Below are 18,801 nucleotides of genomic sequence, written 5' to 3'. Positions count from 1 at the left end.
GTCTCCTCAACCCAGTTGTGTCTTGGCCAGCCACGGCATCTTTGCCAGGCGCTCGGCCTCGAAGGCGCGGATCTTGTCGGCGTGCCGCAGCGTCAGGCCGATGTCGTCGAAGCCGTTGACGAGGCAGTATTTGCGGAAGGCCTGCACCTCGAACGGGATCTCCTCGCCGTCGGGCTTGACCACCACCTGGCGCGGCAGGTCGATGGTGAGCCGGTAGCCCGGAAAGGCCGCAACCTCGTCGAACAGCCGGCTCACCACGCCTTCTGGCAGCACGATGGGCAGGAGGCCGTTCTTGAAGCAGTTGTTGAAGAAGATGTCGGCAAAGCTCGGCGCGATGAGTGCGCGGAAACCGTACTGCTCCAGCGCCCAGGGCGCGTGCTCGCGGCTGGAGCCGCAACCGAAGTTCTGGCGGCACAGCAGCACGCTGGCGCCGCTGTACCGCGGCTGGTTGAGCACGAAGTCGGGGTTGGGCTTGCGCTGCGCGGCGTCCTGCCCGGGCTCGCCCTTGTCGAGGTAGCGCCACTCGTCGAACAGGTTGGGGCCGAAGCCGCTGCGCGCGATGCTCTTGAGGAACTGCTTGGGGATGATGGCGTCGGTGTCGACATTGGCGCGGTCCATCGGGGCCACGAGGCCGGTGTGCACGGTGAAGGCTTGCATGGGGTCTTCCTCTCGGTCTCCGTTCGGGGTGGTGAGCGTGGGCTTCGACAAGCTCAGCCCGAACGGAAGGGGTTCAGACGAAGCGGCGCACGTCGACGAAGTGGCCGTGCACCGCGGCGGCGGCGGCCATGGCCGGGCTCACCAGGTGCGTGCGACCGCCGGCGCCCTGGCGGCCCTCGAAGTTGCGGTTGCTGGTGCTGGCGCAGCGCTCGCCAGGCTCCAGGCGGTCGGCGTTCATCGCCAGGCACATGCTGCAGCCGGGCTCACGCCACTGGAAACCTGCCGCCTTGAACACCTCGTGCAGGCCCTCGGCTTCGGCCTGCGCCTTCACCTGGCCGGAGCCGGGCACCACCATCGCCACCTTCACGCCGGCCGCCACCTTCTGGCCCAGGCGCTTGACCACCGCAGCCGCCTCGCGCAGGTCTTCGATGCGGCTGTTGGTGCAGCTGCCGATGAACACCTTGTCGACGGTGATGTCGGTGATGGCCTTGTTCGGCTGCAGACCCATGTAGACCAGCGCGCGCTCGATGGCCCCTCGCTTGACGGCGTCGGCTTCCTTGTCGGGGTCGGGCACGCGGCCGTCCACCGGCAGCACCATCTCCGGGCTGGTGCCCCAGGTCACCTGCGGCTGGATCTGCGCGGCATCGAGCTCCACCAGGGTGTCGAAGTGCGCGCCGGGGTCGGACTGCAGCGTGCGCCAGTAGCGGGCCGCCATCTCGAAGGCCGCGCCGCCTGGCGCGAAGGGCCGGCCGCGCACGTAGTCGATCGTCTTCTCGTCCACCGCCACCAGCCCAGCGCGCGCACCGGCCTCGATGGCCATGTTGCACACCGTCATGCGACCTTCCATGCTGAGCGCGCGGATGGCGCTGCCGCCGAACTCGATCGTGTAGCCGGTGCCGCCGGCGGTGCCGATGCGCCCGATGATGGCCAGCACCACGTCTTTCGCCGTGACGCCGCGGCCGAGCGTGCCCTCGACCTTGACGAGCATGTTCTTCGCCTTCTTGGCCAGCAGCGTCTGCGTGGCCATCACGTGCTCGACCTCGCTGGTGCCGATGCCGTGCGCCAGCGCGCCGAAGGCGCCGTGCGTGCTGGTGTGGCTGTCGCCGCAGACCACCGTCATGCCCGGCAGGGTGGCGCCGTTCTCGGGGCCGATGACGTGCACGATGCCCTGGCGCTTGTCGAGGAACGGAAAGTACGCCGCGGCGCCGAATGCGCGGATGTTGGCGTCCAGTGCCTGCACCTGGGCCTTGCTGGTGGGGTCTTCGATGCCGTCGTAGCCGCGCTCCCAACCCTGCGTGGGCGTGTTGTGATCCGCTGTGGCGACGATGCTGCTGTTGCGCCACACCGGCCGGCCGGCCAGCCGCAAGCCCTCGAAGGCCTGCGGGCTGGTGACTTCGTGGACGAGGTGGCGGTCGATGTAGAGCACCGTGGTGCCGTCGCCTTCGGTGTGCACGACGTGCTCGTCCCAGAGCTTGTCGTACAGGGTTCGGGCGGGATGGCTCACGGAACTCATGGAAGGTCTCCAGCAGGGGATTCTTGGGCAAGGGCGTCCACGGCATGCAGGCGCGCCAGGGGCTCGGCCGTGGTGGCGGGCATCTCGGCCACGCCCGGGCCGGCCTCGACGGCCTGCGCGATGGCGTCGAAGCCGCGCACAGACAGGCGTGCCTTCAGCGGGCGGCCGGCCGCCTTGGCCCGGGCGCGCATCAGCTCCTGCGCGCCAGCGCCGGTGGCAGGCACTCGCTGAGGGCGCTGGCGTTGGCCACGATGCGCAGGTGGCCCATGATGCCGCGGCTGAGCTCCACGACCTCGCTCGGCAGCGCGTGCAGCTTGGCGTGAAGCTGGCGCACTGGGCGCAACAACGCACGCCCGGCTTCGGCGGGCTCCACGCCGGGGGCTCGGCGCTCGAAGAGTTGCACGCCGAATCGCGCCCCGAGAACCGAGATGCGCTGGCTCGCCGCCGCCAGCGCCAGGTGCCCGCGCTCGGCGCGGCGGGTGATGTTGCGGGTGTCGGCAGTGGACAGCACAGGGTTCAGGGTGGTGAGATCCAGACGCAAGGGGCGCACCTTGGCCTTCGCCGAAGGCGGCGGATTGCGCAGATTGTGAACCAAGCCTTCGCGATCCGAGATGGCCCTTGCCCTCGCACCATCGCGCCTCACGAAGGGCCTGGACGACCGCCCCGGCGCCACCCGGCCGGTCGCGGCGTGCAGCCCGTGCTCAGGCTTGCGCGGCGCGCGCCTCGAGGTCGGCCTTCAGGCCGGGGGCCAGTTGCAGGCGACGCGCCAGCTCATCGAGGTAGGCGCGCTCCATCGTGGTGGTTTCGTCCACCACCAGCAGGCTGGCCAGGTAGACCTCGGCCGCCATCTCGGGCGACGTGACGGCGGCCGCCACCTCGGCCGGCTCCACGGGCTTGGCGATCTCGGCATCGAACCAGGCGCGCGTCTCGGCATCGGCGTTCAGGCGCGCCATCTCGCCGTGCAGCAACTCGCGTTCGCGCGCGTCGAGGTGGCCATCGCTCTTGGCGGCGGCGATCATGGCCTTGAGCATGGCCTGGGCGTGCAGCTCCATCTGCGGCGCGGGCAGCGCGGCAAAGCCGGACTGCGCCGGCGGCACGTAGCCCGGCACGGGCACGGTGCCCGTGATCGGCCGGCCCTGGGGCATGCCCTGAGGCGCCTGCTGGGCCTGTTGCTTGGCCTGGTGGTCCTGGTAAAGCTTCCAGGCCAGCGCGCCCACCGCCGCCACGCTGCCGTACTTCAGCGCCTTGCCGCCCACGCTGCGGCCGCGCTTGCTGCCCAGCAGCAGACCCAGGGCGCCACCGGCCGCGCCGCCGACGAGGTACTTGCCGAGGTGGCTCTCGCCGCCCGTGGGGCGCTGGCCTTGGCCGGCATAGCCGCCCGGCTGCGAGCCGCCGCTGCCGAGGATCTGGTTGAGCAGGGACTGGATGTTCATGCGGGGCACTCCTGGGAGCCGGAAAGGCGATCAATGCCTCACTGTAGCCAGCGCCGCCATCGCACCGCGCGGCGTGAGGACACCGCCTTTCAGCCCAGCGCCGCCACCACCTCGGGCGGCGCCTGCACCAGCTCGATCAGCACGCCCTCGCCGCCCAGCGGGAATTCCTCGTTGCCCTTGGGGTGGATGAAGCAGATGTCATGGCCGGCCGCGCCCTGGCGGATGCCACCCGGCGCGAAGCGCACGCCGTTTTCCGCCATCCACGCCACGGCGGCCGGCAGGTCGTCGACCCACAGGCCCACGTGGTTGAGCGGCGTGCTGTGCACGGCGGGCTTCTTGTCGGGGTCCAGCGGCTGCATCAGGTCCACCTCCACGGCGGTGGGGCCGCGGCCGAGCTCGCAGATGTCCTCGTCGACGTTCTCGCGCTCGCTGACGAACGTGCTCTTGACCTTGAGGCCCAGCACGTCGACCCACAGCGACTTCAGCCGCTGCTTGTCGGGGCCACCGATGGCGATCTGCTGGATGCCGAGGATGCGGAAGGGCTTGGTGTCGCTCATGGGGATCGTCAGGCGGGTTGCAGGCGAGCCAGCGGCACGGTGTGCTCGTGCAGCACCTGGTTGGCCTCGCCGCGGAGTGACAGCGTCAGCGACGCGGCAGCGAAGTCGAAGACGACCAGTCCCCAGTGACGCTCCCGCACCAGCGGGCCCACGCGGTTGGGGCCGGGTTCGTCGGCCGTCGTCCAGGGGTGGGTGACGCCGCTGGAGGTCATCTCCCAGAGCGGGTAGGCGACGTCGGGGCCGGCGTGGTGGTACAGGCCGCCGATGTGGCGGTCGCCCGAGACCAGCACCACACCACGCGCACCGCTGGCACGCACGGTGCGGAACAAACGCTCGCGCTCCAGGGGCAGGTTGCCCCAGCGTTCGAAGCCATGGCCCTCGGCCAGCAGCTGGATGCTGCTGACCACCACGTGGCCGTCGGCCGGCTCGCGCAGGCGCTGCCCGAGCCAGGCCCACTGCGCGTCACCGAGCAGGGTCTTCGCCGGGTCGGGGTCGGGCAGGTAGCGCTCGCGGCCCCGGGCGCCGCGCTGGTCGGTGGGCCTGAGCGCGCTGCGCCACCAGCGCGTGTCCAGCACGATGAGCTGCACGCGCCGCCCGCCCGGCTGCACCCAGGCGGCATGGTGCAGGCCCTCGCGCGCGCGGCGGTCGTCGGCCGCCGGCACGGCCCAGAAGTCGAGGAAGGCGTCCTTGCTGGCCTGCTTGTGGGCAAACTCGGCGCCGCCATCGTTGAGGCCGTAGTCGTGGTCGTCCCAGATGGCGCTGTGGGCGATGCGCTCGCGGACGCGGCGGAAGCTCTCCACCCGGGCCTGCTGCGCATAGGCCGCGCGCAGCTCGGCGATGTCGAAGGGCTGCCGGCTGGCATAGACGTTGTCGCCCGCGAACACCAGGTGATCGGGGGCCTCGGCCAGCACGGCATCCCAAAGGGGCTGGGGCTGGGTCTGGTCGCAGCACGAGAACACGCCGATGCGCACACGGCCCGGCGCCGCAGCACCCGCGGCCGGCGGTGCGGGCTGCGCGCAGCCGGCCAGCGCCGCGCCGGCCGCGAGGCCGCCGAGCAGCGCTTGCCGGCGCGAGGGCGCGCTCACTGGAAACTCAGGATGGGCTGGTCCACGGCCAGGCTCTCGCCCTTCGTGGCCAGCAACTCGCCCACGGTGCCATCCTGCGCGGCCACGAGGATGTTCTCCATCTTCATGGCTTCGATGACGGCCAGCCGCTCGCCGGCCAGCACTTTCTGCCCCGGCTGCACGGCCAGGTCCACCAGCAGCCCCGGCATGGGCGAGAGCAGGAAACGGCTCAGGTCGGGCGGCGCCTTGTGCGGCATCAGCTTGAACAGCTCGGCCGCGCGCGGCAGCAGCACCAGCGTCTCAATCTGGCTGCCGTCGTGCATCACACGGATGGCGAGCGGATTCTTCGCGCCGCCACGCTCGACCTGGGCCGTGAAGGGCAGGCCGTTGCAGCGGCCCTGCATCAGCAGGCTGCCCAGCGGGCTGGTGCTGTCGATGGCGTAGCGGCGAGCGGAGTCGCCCGTGCCCACCAGCACCTCGGCATGGCCCGAGCCGGCGTCGAACTCGTCGATGCGCACGGGGTGGTGCTCGTGCGCGCCGTCACGCCCCAGCACCACCACCACCAGATCGGGCAGGTTCTTCACGCCGTGGCCGGCGAGCTGGCCGCTGATGCCGGCCGAGCGCTCGCGCGCCTTGCGTCGCACGAAGGCCGCCACCGCCACCAGGAACATGGGGTCAGCGTGCGGCACGTCGGCGCTGGAGAAGCCCTTGCCGTAGTGCTCGGCGATGAAGCCGGTGGTGAAGTCGCCCGAGACGAACCTCGGGTGCGCCAACAGCGCCGCCTGGAAAGGGATGTTGCTGCTGACGCCGCGGACGACGAAGCCGCCCAGCGCCTCGCGCATCTTCGCGATGGCGTCCAGACGGTCCTTCCCGTGCACGATGAGCTTGGCGATCATCGAGTCGTAGTGCATCGGGATCTCGCCGCCCTCGGCCACACCGGTGTCCACGCGCACGCCGCCGAAGCCCCGTTCGGGCTGAGCTTGTCGAAGCCCTTCCCTCCGCTCGGGCTGAGCCAGTCGAAGCCCTTCCTCCCGTTCGGGCTGAGCCAGTCGAAGCCCTTCCTCCCGTTCGGGCTGAGCCAGTCGAAGCCCTTCCTCCCGTTCGGGCTGAGCCAGTCGAAGCCCTTCCTCCCGTTCGGGCTGAGCTTGTCGAAGCCCGCTGTTCGGAGCAGGCGCTTCGACAGGCTCAGCGCGAACGGAGCAGTTGTCACCCGCCTCCATCGTGGTGGCCGGCGGCACGAAGCGCTCCAGCCGCCCGGTGCTGGGCAGGAAGCCGCGGAACGGGTCTTCGGCGTTGATGCGGCACTCGATGGCCCAGCCGTCGCGCCGGATGTCGCCCTGAGCGAAGGGCAGCGCCTCGCCGGCGGCCACGCGGATCATCAGTTCCACCAGATCGAGCCCCGTGATGCACTCGGTGACCGGGTGCTCCACCTGCAGCCGCGTGTTCATCTCCAGGAAGTAGAAGCTCTGGTCCTTGCCGACCACGAACTCCACCGTGCCTGCGCTCTGGTAGCGCACGGCCTTGGCCAGCGCCACGGCCTGCTCGCCCATGGCCTTGCGGGTGGCCTCGCTGATGAAGGGCGAGGGCGCCTCCTCGATGACCTTCTGGTGGCGGCGCTGGATGCTGCACTCGCGCTCATGCAGGTAGACGATGTGGCCGTGCGCGTCGCCCAGCACCTGGATCTCGATGTGGCGCGGGCTCTCGACGAACTTCTCGATGAACACGCGGTCGTCGCCGAAGCTGTTGCGGGCCTCGTTGCGGCAACTGGTGTAACCCTCGTGGGCCGACTGGTCGTTGAAGGCCACGCGCAGGCCCTTGCCACCGCCGCCGGCGCTGGCCTTGATCATCACCGGGTAGCCGATGCCGCGCGCGATCTCGACCGCGCGCTCCGGGCTGTCGATGGCGTCGTTCCAGCCGGGGATGGTGCTCACGCCCGCTTCCAGCGCGAGCTTCTTGGAGGCGATCTTGTCGCCCATGGCCGCGATGCTGTGGTGCTTGGGGCCGATGAAGACGAGGCCCTCCTCCTCGACGCGCCGGGCGAAGTCCTCGTTCTCGCTGAGGAAGCCGTAGCCGGGGTGGATGGCCTCGGCACCCGTGGCCTTGGCGGCGGCGATGATCTTGTCAGCGACGAGGTAGCTCTCTCGAGACGGCGCCGGGCCCAGCAGCACGGCCTCGTCGGCCAGCTCCACATGGCGGGCGTCCTTGTCGGCCTCGGAGTGCACCGCCACCGTGGCGATGCCCATCTTCTTCGCCGTCTTGATGACACGGCAGGCGATTTCCCCGCGGTTCGCAATGAGGATCTTCTTGAACATCGTCGGTGTCTCCAAGGGGTGGTGCAGGCTCAGCGTGACGGCCGCACCAGGCGTTCGATCAGGTCCACGGGCTCGCGGCCCAGGCGCACGGCCAGCCAGGCGGCCAGGCGCTCGCGGTCCGCGGCCCGCAACGGGCGCCTCACGTCGATCACCACCACCAGCACCGCCTCGGTGGCGACAGGCGCCGAGGCGGCTGCGGCCGGCAGCGCTGGCGCAGCGCCGGCCACGCGGCTGCGTCGGCCCTCGGCCAGCGTGGCCGCCAGCACATCGGGCTGCTGCGCGCGCAGCTCAGCCAGCACGGCCGGGGTCAGGGCGTCGGCGGCCTCGGTGCCGCGGTTCAGCGCCTGCAACTCGGCCTGCAGTGCCGCGCGTTGCTCTTCGCTGCGGGCCAGGCGGTCGCTCAGCAGCGCGGTCACGTCGCGCTGCACGTCGGCCTGCAGCTGCGCGCGCAGGCGGCCCACGTCGACATCGCTGCCACCGGCGCGCCGCACCAGCAGTTCGGCGCCGCTCAGGCGGTGCTCGGCCAACAGCAGCGGCGCCCGATCGCGCAGCCTCTGCTCGGCGTCCGCCCCCACGACGGTGATGCTGATGCGGCGCTCCGCCCGGTCGATCCCCTGGCCGACGACGGCGAAGCGCTCGTCGGCCTCCACGCTGCGCAGCAGCGCCTGCGCGTCGGCCGCGAAGACCTCCTGCTGCACGAAGCGCCAGCCCAGCCAGACGCTGGGCACCAGCACCAAGGCCAGGCCCAGCGTGATGAAGGCGCGGTGGCGGGCACGCACGGCGGGACCGACGTCCGCCACCGAGGGCAATCGCACCAGCTTGGCCACGGCCAGCGTGCTGGCGGCGATGAACACGCCATTGATGAGGAACAGGTAGAAGGCGCCGACGAACATCTCCCAGCGCCCGTTGGCCAGACCAAACCCGGCTGTGCACAGCGGCGGCATCAGCGCCGTGGCGATGGCCACGCCCGGCACCACGTTGCTGAAGCTCTTGCGCGTGAGTGCCACCATGCCCGCGGCGCCGCCGAAGGCCGCGATGAGCACGTCCCAAAGCGTGGGGGTGGTGCGGGCCATCAGCTCGGTGCCGGGCACGTCCAGCGGGCTCAGCGAGAAGTACACCAGCGAGGTCAGCAGGCTCAGCCCGGTGAAGGTGCCGAGGTTGCGCGCGCTCTGGCGGATGAGTCCGAAGTCGTTGACGGCCGCCGCGTAACCCAGGCCGACGATGGGGCCCATGAGCGGCGAAATGAGCATGGCACCGATGATCACCGCGGTGGAGTTGACGTTCAGCCCCACCGACGCCACGAGGATGGCGAAGAACAGGACCCACAGGTTGGTGCCCGCGAAGCGCACGCCTGCGCGCACGCTGGCGTCGATGGCCTCGGGCTCGTCCTGGTCTTCGCGCAGGTCGAAGAGCTTGCGGATGCCGCGGTTCATGGTCTCTGCCCGGTCATGGCTGGTGCGCCGAGTTTCAGAGCGGGATGTTCCCGTGCTTGCGCCACGGGTTGTCCAGCTTCTTGTCCTTGAGCATGGCCAGCGAGCGGCAGATGTGGGTGCGCCCAGCGGCGTGCTGCGGCCTCCAACAGCCCCATCTCGGCCTGCGTGGGCGATGCTCAGGCACGGCTCGCGCCGACTCGGCGGCCAGGCGTTCACGCAGCCGCTCGTCGGCCACCTGCGCATTCAGGTCGTGAATCGCGGCCATGCTCAGGGCACCAGGGTCATGTTGGCGCTCTTCACGGCCCCGGCGTCGAATGTGTAGGTGGCTTCGCAACCAGAGGCGGCAGCGATGCGCTCGATCAAGGCATCGGCGAGGTCGGCGCCGGCGCTCTCGAAGCGCTCCAGCGCCCGCGCCACGGTCTCCGCCCGTTCGACCAGCAACTCCTTGCTGCGCAGCAGCGTCTCCAGCACCGTGGCCACCTGACCGCGTGCAAGGCCGTAGTTGCTCCTCAGCACCCACACCAGTTCAACGAGAACGACGAGCGACACGTAGCCGGGCGCCTGCGGCGCGAGCGAGTCCATCAAGCGGGTGGCACGGGGCGATTGGCGAGGGTCGTCCTGCATCACGTACCGAACCAGTACGTTGGTATCGAGGCCAATCACTTCGAGCGCCCCTGGCGCATCCCCGCCTTGGCCGCCTGCTCGGCGATCGTGCGGTTCATCTCCTCGATGGAGACGGTGCGGGCAGGCTTGCCGAACATGCCCTTCAACTCGCGCACCGAACGCGTGGCGGCCACCAGCTCGAACCGGCCGGGCTGCACCTGGACGAACTCGACCCGGTCGCCGGTCTGCACGTTCAAGGCCCGCCGAACATCGGCGGGAATGGTGATCTGGCCCTTGCTGGTGAGTGTGGCGGTGGTCACGAGACGCTCCTTGAGGACACTGCCTTACTCAATAGTAAGGCCGTCGAGTACCCAGGCTCCGGCCCAGCTTCCCGCCGCGGAACCGGCTCTGCCGGGCCGCCGGCGGGCGGCCACCTCGGGGGGTAGCGACCGAAGGGAGCTTGGGGGCCCCATCACTACAGTGGGATGTTGCCGTGCTTGCGCCACGGGTTGTCGAGCTTCTTGTCCTTGAGCATGGCCAGGCTGCGGCAGATGCGCTTGCGTGTCTCGTGCGGCTGGATCACGTCGTCGATGAAGCCGCGCGCGCCGGCGACGAACGGGTTGGCGAAGCGGGCCTTGTACTCGGCCTCGCGCGCGGCCAGCTTGGCGGGGTCCTTCTTCTCCTCGCGGAAGATGATCTCCACCGCGCCCTTGGCCCCCATCACCGCGATCTCGGCGTTCGGCCAGGCGAAGTTGACATCGCCGCGCAGGTGCTTGCTGGCCATCACGTCGTAGGCGCCGCCGTAGGCCTTGCGCGTGATCACCGTGATCTTGGGCACCGTGGCCTCGGCGTAGGCGTACAGCAGCTTGGCGCCGTGCTTGATGATGCCGCCGTACTCCTGGCTGGTGCCGGGCATGAAGCCGGGCACGTCGACAAAGGTGACCACGGGGATGTTGAAGGCGTCGCAGAACCGCACGAAGCGCGCCGCCTTGATGCTGCTCTTGATGTCCAGGCAGCCGGCCAGCACCAGCGGGTTGTTGGCCACGATGCCCACCGTGCGCCCGGCCAGACGCGCCATGCCGATGACGATGTTCTTCGCGTAGTCGGGCTGCAGCTCGAAGAAGTCGCCGTCGTCGACCGTCTTGAGGATCAGCTCCTTGATGTCATACGGCTTGTTCGGGTTCTCGGGCACCAGGGTGTCGAGGCTGAAGTCCAGGCGCTCGGGCGCGTCGCCGCTGGGCCGGGTGGGCACGCCGTCGCGGTTGTTCTGCGGCAGATAGTTGAAGAAGCGGCGCAGCATGAGCAGCGCCTCGACGTCGTTGTCGAAGGCGAGGTCGGCCACGCCGCTCTTGCCGGTGTGGGTGGACGCGCCGCCCAGTTCCTCGGCCGTGACCTCCTCGTGCGTGACGGTCTTCACCACCTCGGGGCCGGTGACGAACATGTAGCTGCTGTCCTTGACCATGAAGATGAAGTCCGTCATGGCCGGCGAGTACACCGCGCCGCCCGCGCACGGGCCCATGATCAGGCTGATCTGCGGCACCACGCCCGAGGCCAGCACGTTGCGCTGGAAGACCTCGGCGTAACCACCGAGTGAGGCCACGCCCTCCTGGATGCGCGCGCCACCGCTGTCGTTGAGGCCGATCACGGGCGCGCCCACCTTCATGGCCTGGTCCATGACCTTGCAGATCTTCTCGGCGTGGGCCTCGCTGAGCGCGCCGCCGAAGACGGTGAAGTCCTGGCTGAACACGAAGACGAGCCGGCCGTTGATCATGCCGTAGCCGGTGACGACGCCGTCGCCGGGCACCTTCTGGTCCTGCATGCCGAAGTCGGTGCAGCGGTGCTCGACGAACATGTCCCACTCCTCGAAGCTGCCGTCGTCGAGCAGCAGCTCCAGCCGCTCGCGCGCGGTGAGCTTGCCCTTGGCGTGCTGCGCGGCGATGCGTTTGTCGCCACCGCCCAGGCGCGCGGCGGCGCGCATCTGGTCGAGCCGTTCGTGGATGTCGTGCATGTGCTCGTCCTCGTGTTCTTCGGATCGGTTCGTCAGTGAAGCAGGTCCAGCAGGCGCCGTGCCGCCACCGAGGCGGCCAGCCGCCCGGCCCGCACGTCGTCGGTGGTGGCGGCGAGTGCGCCGGCCACGGCCGGGTGGGCACGGAAGCGCTGGCGCAGGCCGGCCTCGATGCGCTCCCACATCCAAGCCTCGCTCTGTTGCGTGCGGCGTGTCTCGAAGCGACCGCCCTCGCGCTGGCGCTGCGCAAAACGCTGCACGGCGGCCCAGAAGCCGTCGATGCCGGCCGCCTTGAGCGCGCTGAGCTGCAGCACCTCGGTGCCCGAATGCGCGTGCGGGCCGAGAAAGCGCAGCGCGCTGGTGATCTGCGCCCGCGCCCGCGTGGCCGCGGCCTCGTCGAGATCGGCCTTGTTGATGACCACCAGGTCCGCCAGCTCCATGACGCCCTTCTTGATGGCCTGCAGGTCGTCGCCCGCGTTGGGCAACTGCAGCAGCACGAAGCAGTCGGTCATGCCGGCCACGGCGGTTTCGCTCTGGCCCACGCCCACGGTCTCGACGATCACCACGTCATGGCCCGCGGCCTCGCAGGCCAGCAGCGCCTCGCGCGTCTTCTCGGCCACGCCGCCCAGAGTGCCGCTGCTCGGGCTGGGGCGGATGAAGGCGCGCTCGTGGACCGAGAGGCGCTCCATGCGCGTCTTGTCGCCGAGGATGCTGCCGCCGGTGACGCGGCTGCTCGGGTCCACCGCCAGCACGGCCACGCGGTGGCCCTGCGCCACGAGGAACAGGCCCAGGGCCTCGATGAAGGTGCTCTTGCCGACGCCGGGCACGCCGGACAGGCCGATGCGCAGGCTGCGGCCGGTGTGGGGGAGCAGGCGATTCAGCAGCTCGTCGGCCTGCGCGCGGTGGTCAGGGCGGGTGCTTTCGAGCAGCGTGATGGCCTTGGCGAGCGCGCGGCGCTGGGCGGGTCCGGGGGAGGCAATCAGGGCGTGGTGCAGGGCTTCGACAGGCTCAGCCCGAACGGGGTATTCAGGCGCTGGGACGGGCGCTTCGACAGGCTCAGCGCGAACGGAGGCCTTCACCGCTCGGCCCAGTTCAACCGGCACCCCATCCCCCGCTCGGGCTGGGCCTGTCGAAGCCTCACCCCCCACTCGGGCTGAGCCTTTCGCAGGCCGACCCTCCGTTCGGGCTGAGCCCGTCGCAGCCCCACCCTCCGTTCGGGATGAGCCCGTCGCAGCCCCACCCTCCGTTCGGGCTGAGCCTGTCGAAGCCCTCGCGAGCCACCTCAGCCGATCCCAATCCCCCGCGATCAAGGCCTCCTTCTTGGCGCGTGACCAGCCCTTGATCCGCTGTTCCGCCGCCAGCGCCTCCTCGCGCGTGGCCGTCTCCTGCTGCCACACCAGCTTCAGGGGCCGTCGATCGTGCGTATAGCCCGCCACCTCGCCCTCCTCGTGCTGCGCCACGCGCCGCGCCAGCTCGTCGGTGTGACCAACGTAGTAGCTGCCGTCGGCGCACTGGAGCATGTAGACGTGGAAGGGGCGCATGCGGGGCTGCGGTGAAAGGGGCTTCGAAAGGCTCAGCCCGAACGGAGAGATTCGCTCGGGCCGACGTGCCGCTCAGCGCGCCAGAGAGGCCTTGATCTGCTCGAGCACGTCCTTCGCGCTCACCGGGATCGGCGTGCCCGGGCCATAGATGCCCTTCACGCCGGCGTCGCACAGGAAGTCGTAGTCCTGCTGCGGGATCACGCCGCCCACGAACACGATGATGTCGTCGGCACCCTGCGCCTTCAGCGCCGCGATGATGGCCGGCACCAGCGTCTTGTGCCCCGCCGCCAGCGTGCTCACGCCCACGGCGTGCACGTCGTTCTCGATGGCCTGGCGCGCACATTCTTCGGGCGTCTGGAACAGCGGGCCGATGTCGACGTCGTAGCCCAGGTCGGCAAAGGCCGTGGCCACCACCTTCGCACCGCGGTCGTGGCCGTCCTGGCCGAGCTTGGCGATCATCACGCGCGGGCGGCGGCCGTGCTCGGTGGCAAAGGCGGCGATCTCGCCCTGCAGCTTGGCCCAGCCCTCGGCGCTGTCGTAGGCGGCGGCGTACACGCCGGTCACCTTCTGGATGTCGGCGCGGTGGCGGCCGAAGACCTGCTCGAGTGCATCGCTCACCTCCCCCACCGTGCAGCGCGCACGCATCGCGTCGATGCTCAGCGCCAGCAGGTTGCCTTGGCCAGAACGCGCGGCCTCCGTCAGCGCGGCCAGGCAGGCCTGCACCTTCGCGCCATCGCGCGTGGCACGGATCTGCGCCAGCCGCGCGATCTGCCCTTCGCGCACCTTCACGTTGTCGACATCCAGGATGTCGATCTTGTCGATGGTCTTGGGCTTGTACTTGTTGACGCCCACGATCACGTCGGCGCCCGAGTCGATGCGCGCCTGCTTTTCAGCCGCGCTGGCTTCGATCTTGAGCTTGGCCCAGCCGGAGTCCACGGCCTTGGTCATGCCGCCCAACGCATCGACCTCCTCGATGATCGCCCAGGCCTTGTCGGCCATCTCCTGCGTGAGCCGCTCCATCAGGTAGCTGCCGGCCCAGGGATCGACCACGCTCGTGATGTGCGTCTCTTCCTGAAGGATGAGCTGGGTGTTGCGCGCGATGCGGGCGCTGAACTCCGTGGGCAGCGCGATGGCCTCGTCGAAACTGTTGGTGTGAAGAGACTGCGTACCGCCGAACACCGCCGCCATGGCCTCGATGGTGGTGCGCACGATGTTGTTGTACGGGTCCTGCTCGGTCAGGCTCCAGCCGCTGGTCTGGCTGTGCGTGCGCAGCATCAGGCTCTTGGGGTTCTTCGCGCCGAAGCCCTGCATGATGCGGCACCACAGCAAGCGCGCCGCGCGCATCTTGGCGATCTCGAGATAGAAGTTCATCCCGATCGCCCAGAAGAAGCTCAGGCGGCCCGCGAACTCGTCGACGTCCAAGCCGCGGGCCACGGCCGTCTTGACGTACTCCTTGCCGTCGGCCAGCGTGAAGGCCAGCTCCAGTGCCTGGTTCGCGCCGGCTTCCTGCATGTGGTAGCCACTGATGCTGATGGAGTTGAACTTCGGCATCTGGCGTGCCGTGTGCTCGATGATGTCCGCCACGATCCGCATCGAAGGCTCGGGCGGATAGATGTAGGTGTTGCGGACCATGAACTCCTTGAGGATGTCGTTCTGGATCGTGCCGCTTAAGCGCTCAGGCCTGACGCCCTGCTCCTCGGCCGCCACCACGTAGCCCGCCAGCACGGGCAGCACGGCACCGTTCATGGTCATGCTCACGCTGACCTGGTCAAGCGGGATGCCGTCGAAGAGGATCTTCATGTCTTCAACGCTGTCGATGGCCACGCCAGCCTTGCCGACGTCGCCCAGCACGCGCGGGTGGTCGCTGTCGTAGCCGCGGTGCGTGGCCAGGTCGAAGGCCACGCTGACGCCCTGCCCGCCCGCGGCCAGGGCCTGGCGGTAGAAGCGGTTGCTGTCTTCGGCGGTGGAAAAGCCCGCGTACTGGCGGATGGTCCACGGCCGCACCGCGTACATCGTGGCCTGCGGGCCGCGGATGAAGGGCTCGAAGCCGGGCAGCGTGTCGGTGTGCGGCAGGCCCGCCAGGTCGGCTGCGGTGTAGAGGGGCTTGACCACCAGGCCCTCGGGCGTGGTCCAGTTCAGCGCCTCGACCTCGCCCCCTGGCGCACTCCTGGCGGCGGCCTTGCGCCAGGCGGCCAGGGCATCGCTGCCGGCCTCGGCACGGGGGGTCTTGTCGGTTTCGCTCATCGTCGCGCTCCACTCGCTGCGTCGGGGGCCTGGGCCTTGCGGGCGCGGCTCCGGTCGGCATAATTATGAATGCAAAACCTGCGCGGATCTGACGAACTTGGAGCTGCCACGCCCGCTGTCATGCCCGCTGTCATGCCCGCTGCCATGCCCGATGCCGCCCCGCCTTGAGCGCCCCTGCCCCCGCCCCACTGCCGCGCCGCGCCCTCTACCAGGACGTGGCCGACCGCCTGCGCCAGCAGATCTTCGCGCGCGAGCTCGAGCCCGGCAGCTGGATCGACGAGCTCAAGCTCACGGCCGCCTTCGGCATCAGCCGCACGCCGCTGCGCGAGGCGCTCAAGGTGCTGGCCGTCGAGGGGCTGGTCACGCTCAAGGCCGGCCGCGGGGCCTACGTGACGGAGATGTCGCGCGACGACGTGGCGCAGGTGTACCACCTGCTCGCGCTGCTGGAAAGCGATGCCGCCGCGCGCGTGGCCGAGCGCGCTGACGAACCCGGCCGCGCCGAGCTGCGCGGGCTGCACGACGAGCTCGAGCGCCGGGTGCGCCAGCGCGACGCCTTCTTCGCCGCCAACGAGCGCTTCCACCTCGCGCTGCTGCGGCTGGCCGGCAACCGCTGGGCCGAGCAGACGGTGCTGGACCTGCGCAAGGTGATGAAGCTCAACCGCCACCATTCGCTGTTCAAGCGCGGTCGGCTGGCCGAGAGCCTGGCCGAGCACCGCGAGCTGATGGCCGCCATCGAGCGGCGCGACGCCGACGGCGCGGCGGCACTGATGCGCGAGCACTTCGCGCACGGGCTGGAAGCGGCGGCCTGAGCGAACCTGCCCTCCGTTCGCCCTGAGCTTGTCGAAGGGCCGCCTGTCGGACTCCAGGGTTTTGACAGGCTCAGCCCGAACGGTGGCTGTGGAGATCAGACACGCTGCAATCCGCTCACACCGTGAGCAGCGAGCGCAGCGCCTGCTCGCGGATGCCGAAGAAGCGCTGCAGCTCGTCGGCCTGGGCCAGCGCCGCGGCGCGCTCGGCATCGCTGGCGTGCGGCCGCTTCACGGCCAGGATCATCTTGTTCTTGCGCGTGTGCTCCAGCGCCACGAACTCGAAGACCTGCGTCTCGTAGCCCTCGGCCTGCAGCAGCAGCGCGCGCAGCGTGTCGGTGATCATCTCGGCCTGTTGCTCGGCGTGGATGCCGTGCTGGAACACGCTGCGCAGCGGCCCCGGGCTCAGCAGCTGCGGGCGCAGCTGCTGGTGGCAGCAGGGCGAGCACACGATGAGCTGTGCGCCGGCCACGATGCCACGGTGGAGGGCGGCGTCGGTGGCGGTGTCGCAGGCATGCAGCGCGATCATCACGTCGAAGCACTCCGGTGCCGCGGCCGCGTCGCCCACATCGCCCTGCACCATGCGCAGGCCCTGCAGGCCCAGGCCCTGGGCGATGCGGTTGCCCTCGGCCACCAGGTCGGCGCGCTGCTCGATGCCCCGCACGTCGAGCGCCAGGCCCTGGCGGGCCAGCCAGTCATGCAGCGCGAACGTCAGGTAGGCGCGGCCGGCGCCGAAGTCCACCACGCGCACCGGCTCGGCGCTCGGCTGCAGCAGCGGCGTGCGCGCCAGCGCCTGCGAGACGATCTCGACGAAGCGGTTGATCTGCTTCCACTTGCGTGCCATGGCCGGCACCGGCTGGCCATCCGGCGTGGTCAGGCCCAGTGCAGCGAGGTAGGGCCGGTCGGCGGGCAGCGGCCGCGGCTTGGCGCGGTCGTGCGCCTGGGGCGCGGCCGGCGCAGCAGCGGCACGCGGCGCGACGCTGACATGGCCGCTGCCTCGCTTGCCGAAGCGCAGCTCGGCCTCGAGGGCAGCGCCGTCGAAGTGCGCGTGGCGGAAGCGCGTGCCCAGCCAGCCGGCGACGAGCGCCAGGCCCTCCTCGGGCGGGTGGTTGTGCGTGAGCTCGCGCGTGGCGTGGCGGCTGACGACGCTGAGCACCGGGCCGCCGCGCAGCAGCAGCGGGCGCACGGTCACGCGCTGCAGGTCGGGCTCGGCCCCGGCGGCCATGCGCGGACCCGACAGCACCAGCCGGCGCCAGCTGCCCTGCACCAGCTGCTCGCGCAGCAGCGCGACGAAGCGCTCGCGTGCCGGGTCGGCGGCAGCAGGCGCGGGGTCGGTGACGGCAGGTTCGTTCACGGCACCTGATTGTGTGGCGGCGGGCCGCGTGGCCCTGGCCAGGGCGGCCGCGACAATCGGGCGCATGGACGACGCCGCCTTCGACACCGCCCGCCGCGCCTTCGGGGCCGGCCTGGCCGAGCAGCAGGCCGGCCGGCTGGCCGAGGCCGAGGCGCACTACCGCGCCTCGCTGGCGGCGCTGCCCGGGCGGCCCTCGACGCTGGCCAACCTGGGCGCCACGCTGCTGGCGCGGGGCCGTGCGGCCGAGGCGCTGCCGCTGCTGCGGCAGGCCAGCACCACGGCGCCCGCGCACGGGCCGGCCTGGGCCCACCTGGGCGAGGCGCTGCTGGCCCTGGGCCGCCCGGCCGATGCGCTGCTCGCGTATGAGCAGCTGATCTCGCTGCCCGAGGCGCCACCCCGCGCGGCCTTGCGCCGCGCCGAGTGCCTGGCGCGGCTGGGCCGCCTCGACGAGGCCCTGGCCGGGGCGCGGGCCCTGTGCGAGCGGCACGCCGACTGGGCCGAGCCCTGGCGGCTGGCGGGTTCGCTGCACAAGGACCTGGGCCAGTCCGCTGCCGCCGTCACCGCGCTCGAGCGTGCGCAGGCGCTGGAGCCCGGCCCGCTGGCCGCCTGGCTGCTGGCCGGCCTGCGGGGCGCCCACGACGCAGACGCGCCGCCCCTGCCCCCCGACGGCTACGTCGAGGCGCTGTTCGACGGCTACGCCGCCGACTTCGACCGGCACCTGGAGACGCTGGAGTACCGGGCCCCCGAGCTGCTGCTGCCGGGCCTGGTGGCCCGCCGCTATGCCACCGCGCTGGACCTGGGCTGCGGCACCGGCGTCGTCGGCCGCCTGGTGCGGCCCCTGGCGCAGCGGCTGGAGGGCCTGGACGTCTCGACCGCGATGATCGAGCGCGCCCGCGCCACGGGCGTCTACGACGCCCTGCACGCCGCCGAGCTGCTGGCCCACCTGCGCCAGCAGCCCGCGGGTTCGCTGGACCTGGTGCTGGCGGCCGACGTGTTCATCTACCTCGGCGACCTCGACCCCGTGTTCGCTGCCGTGCGGCGCGCGCTGGCCCCCGGCGGCGTGTTCGCCTTCAGCGTGGAGTCCGCGCCCGCGGGCACCGCCGTGGCCCTGCTGCCCACCGCGCGCTACGCGCACGGCCGCGCCTACCTGCAGGCCCTGGCCGAGCGGCACGGCCTGGCGCACCGCCAGCCGCCCGAGGCCGCCACACTGCGGCTGGAGCAGCGCCAGCCCGTGGCCGGCCAGCTCTGGTGGCTGGCCGCGACGGCGTGAGGTCCTCGC

16 protein-coding genes and 3 pseudogenes are annotated in these 18,801 nt (G+C 70.9%); 2 read left to right on the top strand and 17 right to left on the bottom strand.

What is annotated here, in order from left to right; all coding sequences use genetic code 11:
* Positions 1 to 6: 6 nt before the first annotated feature.
* The 16 genes and pseudogenes from leuD to scpA all read right to left on the bottom strand — a co-directional run bounded on the left by leuD (position 7) and on the right by scpA (position 15,362).
* The gene (leuD, locus tag KA711_09065) at positions 7 to 657 is read right to left on the bottom strand and encodes a 3-isopropylmalate dehydratase small subunit (protein ID MCM0609133.1); all 651 of its coding nucleotides are present in this window, start codon (positions 655 to 657) and stop codon (positions 7 to 9) included.
* A gap of 73 nt (positions 658 to 730) precedes the next feature.
* Positions 731 to 2,170: a 3-isopropylmalate dehydratase large subunit gene (leuC, locus tag KA711_09060; protein MCM0609132.1), complete on the bottom strand. Its 1,440-nt coding sequence runs from the start codon at positions 2,168 to 2,170 to the stop codon at positions 731 to 733.
* Positions 2,167 to 2,711 (bottom strand): annotated as a pseudogene (locus KA711_09055) (LysR family transcriptional regulator). The gene leuC and the pseudogene KA711_09055 overlap by 4 nt, the downstream one beginning before the upstream one ends.
* A 160-nt stretch (positions 2,712 to 2,871) precedes the next feature.
* On the bottom strand, positions 2,872 to 3,603 hold the full coding sequence (locus KA711_09050) for a tellurite resistance TerB family protein (GenBank protein ID MCM0609131.1): 732 nt from the start codon (positions 3,601 to 3,603) through the stop codon (positions 2,872 to 2,874).
* An 89-nt stretch (positions 3,604 to 3,692) separates the two neighbouring features.
* Positions 3,693 to 4,160 carry a VOC family protein gene (locus KA711_09045; GenBank protein MCM0609130.1) on the bottom strand — a complete coding sequence of 156 codons (468 nt, stop codon included), beginning with the start codon at positions 4,158 to 4,160 and terminating at the stop codon, positions 3,693 to 3,695.
* Between the two features lie 8 nt (positions 4,161 to 4,168).
* Positions 4,169 to 5,245 carry an alkaline phosphatase family protein gene (locus tag KA711_09040; GenBank protein ID MCM0609129.1) on the bottom strand — a complete coding sequence of 359 codons (1,077 nt, stop codon included), beginning with the start codon at positions 5,243 to 5,245 and terminating at the stop codon, positions 4,169 to 4,171.
* The gene (locus KA711_09035; GenBank protein ID MCM0609128.1) at positions 5,242 to 6,444 is read right to left on the bottom strand and encodes a hypothetical protein; all 1,203 of its coding nucleotides are present in this window, start codon (positions 6,442 to 6,444) and stop codon (positions 5,242 to 5,244) included. The genes KA711_09040 and KA711_09035 overlap by 4 nt, the downstream gene beginning before the upstream one ends.
* A pseudogene (locus KA711_09030) lies at positions 6,442 to 7,536 on the bottom strand (ATP-grasp domain-containing protein). Before KA711_09030 ends, KA711_09035 begins: the two are co-directional and overlap by 3 nt.
* Before the next feature lie 29 nt (positions 7,537 to 7,565).
* Complete coding sequence (locus tag KA711_09025) at positions 7,566 to 8,969, bottom strand: DUF389 domain-containing protein (protein MCM0609127.1); 1,404 nt, start codon at positions 8,967 to 8,969, stop codon at positions 7,566 to 7,568.
* Positions 8,970 to 9,003: 34 nt separating this feature from the next.
* Positions 9,004 to 9,234: a hypothetical protein gene (locus tag KA711_09020; GenBank protein ID MCM0609126.1), complete on the bottom strand. Its 231-nt coding sequence runs from the start codon at positions 9,232 to 9,234 to the stop codon at positions 9,004 to 9,006.
* A 2-nt stretch (positions 9,235 to 9,236) separates the two neighbouring features.
* On the bottom strand, positions 9,237 to 9,632 hold the full coding sequence (locus KA711_09015) for a type II toxin-antitoxin system VapC family toxin (GenBank protein MCM0609125.1): 396 nt from the start codon (positions 9,630 to 9,632) through the stop codon (positions 9,237 to 9,239).
* Positions 9,629 to 9,892 carry an AbrB/MazE/SpoVT family DNA-binding domain-containing protein gene (locus tag KA711_09010; protein ID MCM0609124.1) on the bottom strand — a complete coding sequence of 88 codons (264 nt, stop codon included), beginning with the start codon at positions 9,890 to 9,892 and terminating at the stop codon, positions 9,629 to 9,631. Before KA711_09010 ends, KA711_09015 begins: the two co-directional genes overlap by 4 nt.
* Positions 9,893 to 10,047: 155 nt before the next feature.
* A complete protein-coding gene (locus tag KA711_09005; protein ID MCM0609123.1) occupies positions 10,048 to 11,580 on the bottom strand; it encodes an acyl-CoA carboxylase subunit beta in 1,533 nt (510 codons plus the stop codon).
* A 32-nt stretch (positions 11,581 to 11,612) separates the two neighbouring features.
* A complete protein-coding gene (meaB, locus tag KA711_09000) occupies positions 11,613 to 12,572 on the bottom strand; it encodes a methylmalonyl Co-A mutase-associated GTPase MeaB (GenBank protein ID MCM0609122.1) in 960 nt (319 codons plus the stop codon).
* A gap of 267 nt (positions 12,573 to 12,839) precedes the next feature.
* A pseudogene (locus KA711_08995) lies at positions 12,840 to 13,118 on the bottom strand (GIY-YIG nuclease family protein).
* A 72-nt stretch (positions 13,119 to 13,190) separates the two neighbouring features.
* Positions 13,191 to 15,362: a methylmalonyl-CoA mutase gene (scpA, locus tag KA711_08990; protein ID MCM0609121.1), complete on the bottom strand. Its 2,172-nt coding sequence runs from the start codon at positions 15,360 to 15,362 to the stop codon at positions 13,191 to 13,193.
* 164 nt (positions 15,363 to 15,526) lie between these two features.
* On the opposite strand from scpA, the gene KA711_08985 reads away from it, so the two are divergent.
* The gene (locus tag KA711_08985) at positions 15,527 to 16,171 is read left to right on the top strand and encodes a GntR family transcriptional regulator (GenBank protein ID MCM0609120.1); all 645 of its coding nucleotides are present in this window, start codon (positions 15,527 to 15,529) and stop codon (positions 16,169 to 16,171) included.
* A 115-nt stretch (positions 16,172 to 16,286) separates the two neighbouring features.
* Here KA711_08985 and KA711_08980 read toward each other — a convergent pair whose 3' ends face one another.
* A complete protein-coding gene (locus tag KA711_08980; protein ID MCM0609119.1) occupies positions 16,287 to 17,588 on the bottom strand; it encodes an SAM-dependent methyltransferase in 1,302 nt (433 codons plus the stop codon).
* Between KA711_08980 and KA711_08975 the strand changes: the two genes are divergently transcribed.
* On the top strand, positions 17,587 to 18,792 hold the full coding sequence (locus KA711_08975) for a methyltransferase domain-containing protein (GenBank protein MCM0609118.1): 1,206 nt from the start codon (positions 17,587 to 17,589) through the stop codon (positions 18,790 to 18,792). The genes KA711_08980 and KA711_08975 overlap by 2 nt on opposite strands.
* Positions 18,793 to 18,801 lie beyond the last annotated feature (9 nt).

This window comes from Ideonella sp. WA131b (assembly GCA_023657425.1).
Lineage (GTDB): Bacteria > Pseudomonadota > Gammaproteobacteria > Burkholderiales > Burkholderiaceae_C > Rubrivivax.
The sequence above is the reverse complement of the archived record's forward strand: the minus strand, read 5'-3'. Positions and strand labels throughout refer to the sequence as shown.

Bases quoted from the DNA above. Each gene is read 5' to 3' on its own strand.
- KA711_08975 (MCM0609118.1), top strand. From the start codon at position 17,587: ATGGACGACGCCGCCTTCGACACCGCCCGCCGCGCCTTCGGGGCCGGC.
- leuC (MCM0609132.1), bottom strand. From the start codon at position 2,170: ATGAGTTCCGTGAGCCATCCCGCCCGAACCCTGTACGACAAGCTCTGG.
- KA711_09050 (MCM0609131.1), bottom strand. From the start codon at position 3,603: ATGAACATCCAGTCCCTGCTCAACCAGATCCTCGGCAGCGGCGGCTCG.
- KA711_09045 (MCM0609130.1), bottom strand. From the start codon at position 4,160: ATGAGCGACACCAAGCCCTTCCGCATCCTCGGCATCCAGCAGATCGCC.
- KA711_09035 (MCM0609128.1), bottom strand. From the start codon at position 6,444: ATGGAGGCGGGTGACAACTGCTCCGTTCGCGCTGAGCCTGTCGAAGCG.
- KA711_09020 (MCM0609126.1), bottom strand. From the start codon at position 9,234: ATGGCCGCGATTCACGACCTGAATGCGCAGGTGGCCGACGAGCGGCTG.
- KA711_09025 (MCM0609127.1), bottom strand. From the start codon at position 8,969: ATGAACCGCGGCATCCGCAAGCTCTTCGACCTGCGCGAAGACCAGGAC.
- KA711_09005 (MCM0609123.1), bottom strand. From the start codon at position 11,580: ATGCACGACATCCACGAACGGCTCGACCAGATGCGCGCCGCCGCGCGC.
- scpA (MCM0609121.1), bottom strand. From the start codon at position 15,362: ATGAGCGAAACCGACAAGACCCCCCGTGCCGAGGCCGGCAGCGATGCC.
- leuD (MCM0609133.1), bottom strand. From the start codon at position 657: ATGCAAGCCTTCACCGTGCACACCGGCCTCGTGGCCCCGATGGACCGC.
- KA711_08980 (MCM0609119.1), bottom strand. From the start codon at position 17,588: ATGCGCCCGATTGTCGCGGCCGCCCTGGCCAGGGCCACGCGGCCCGCC.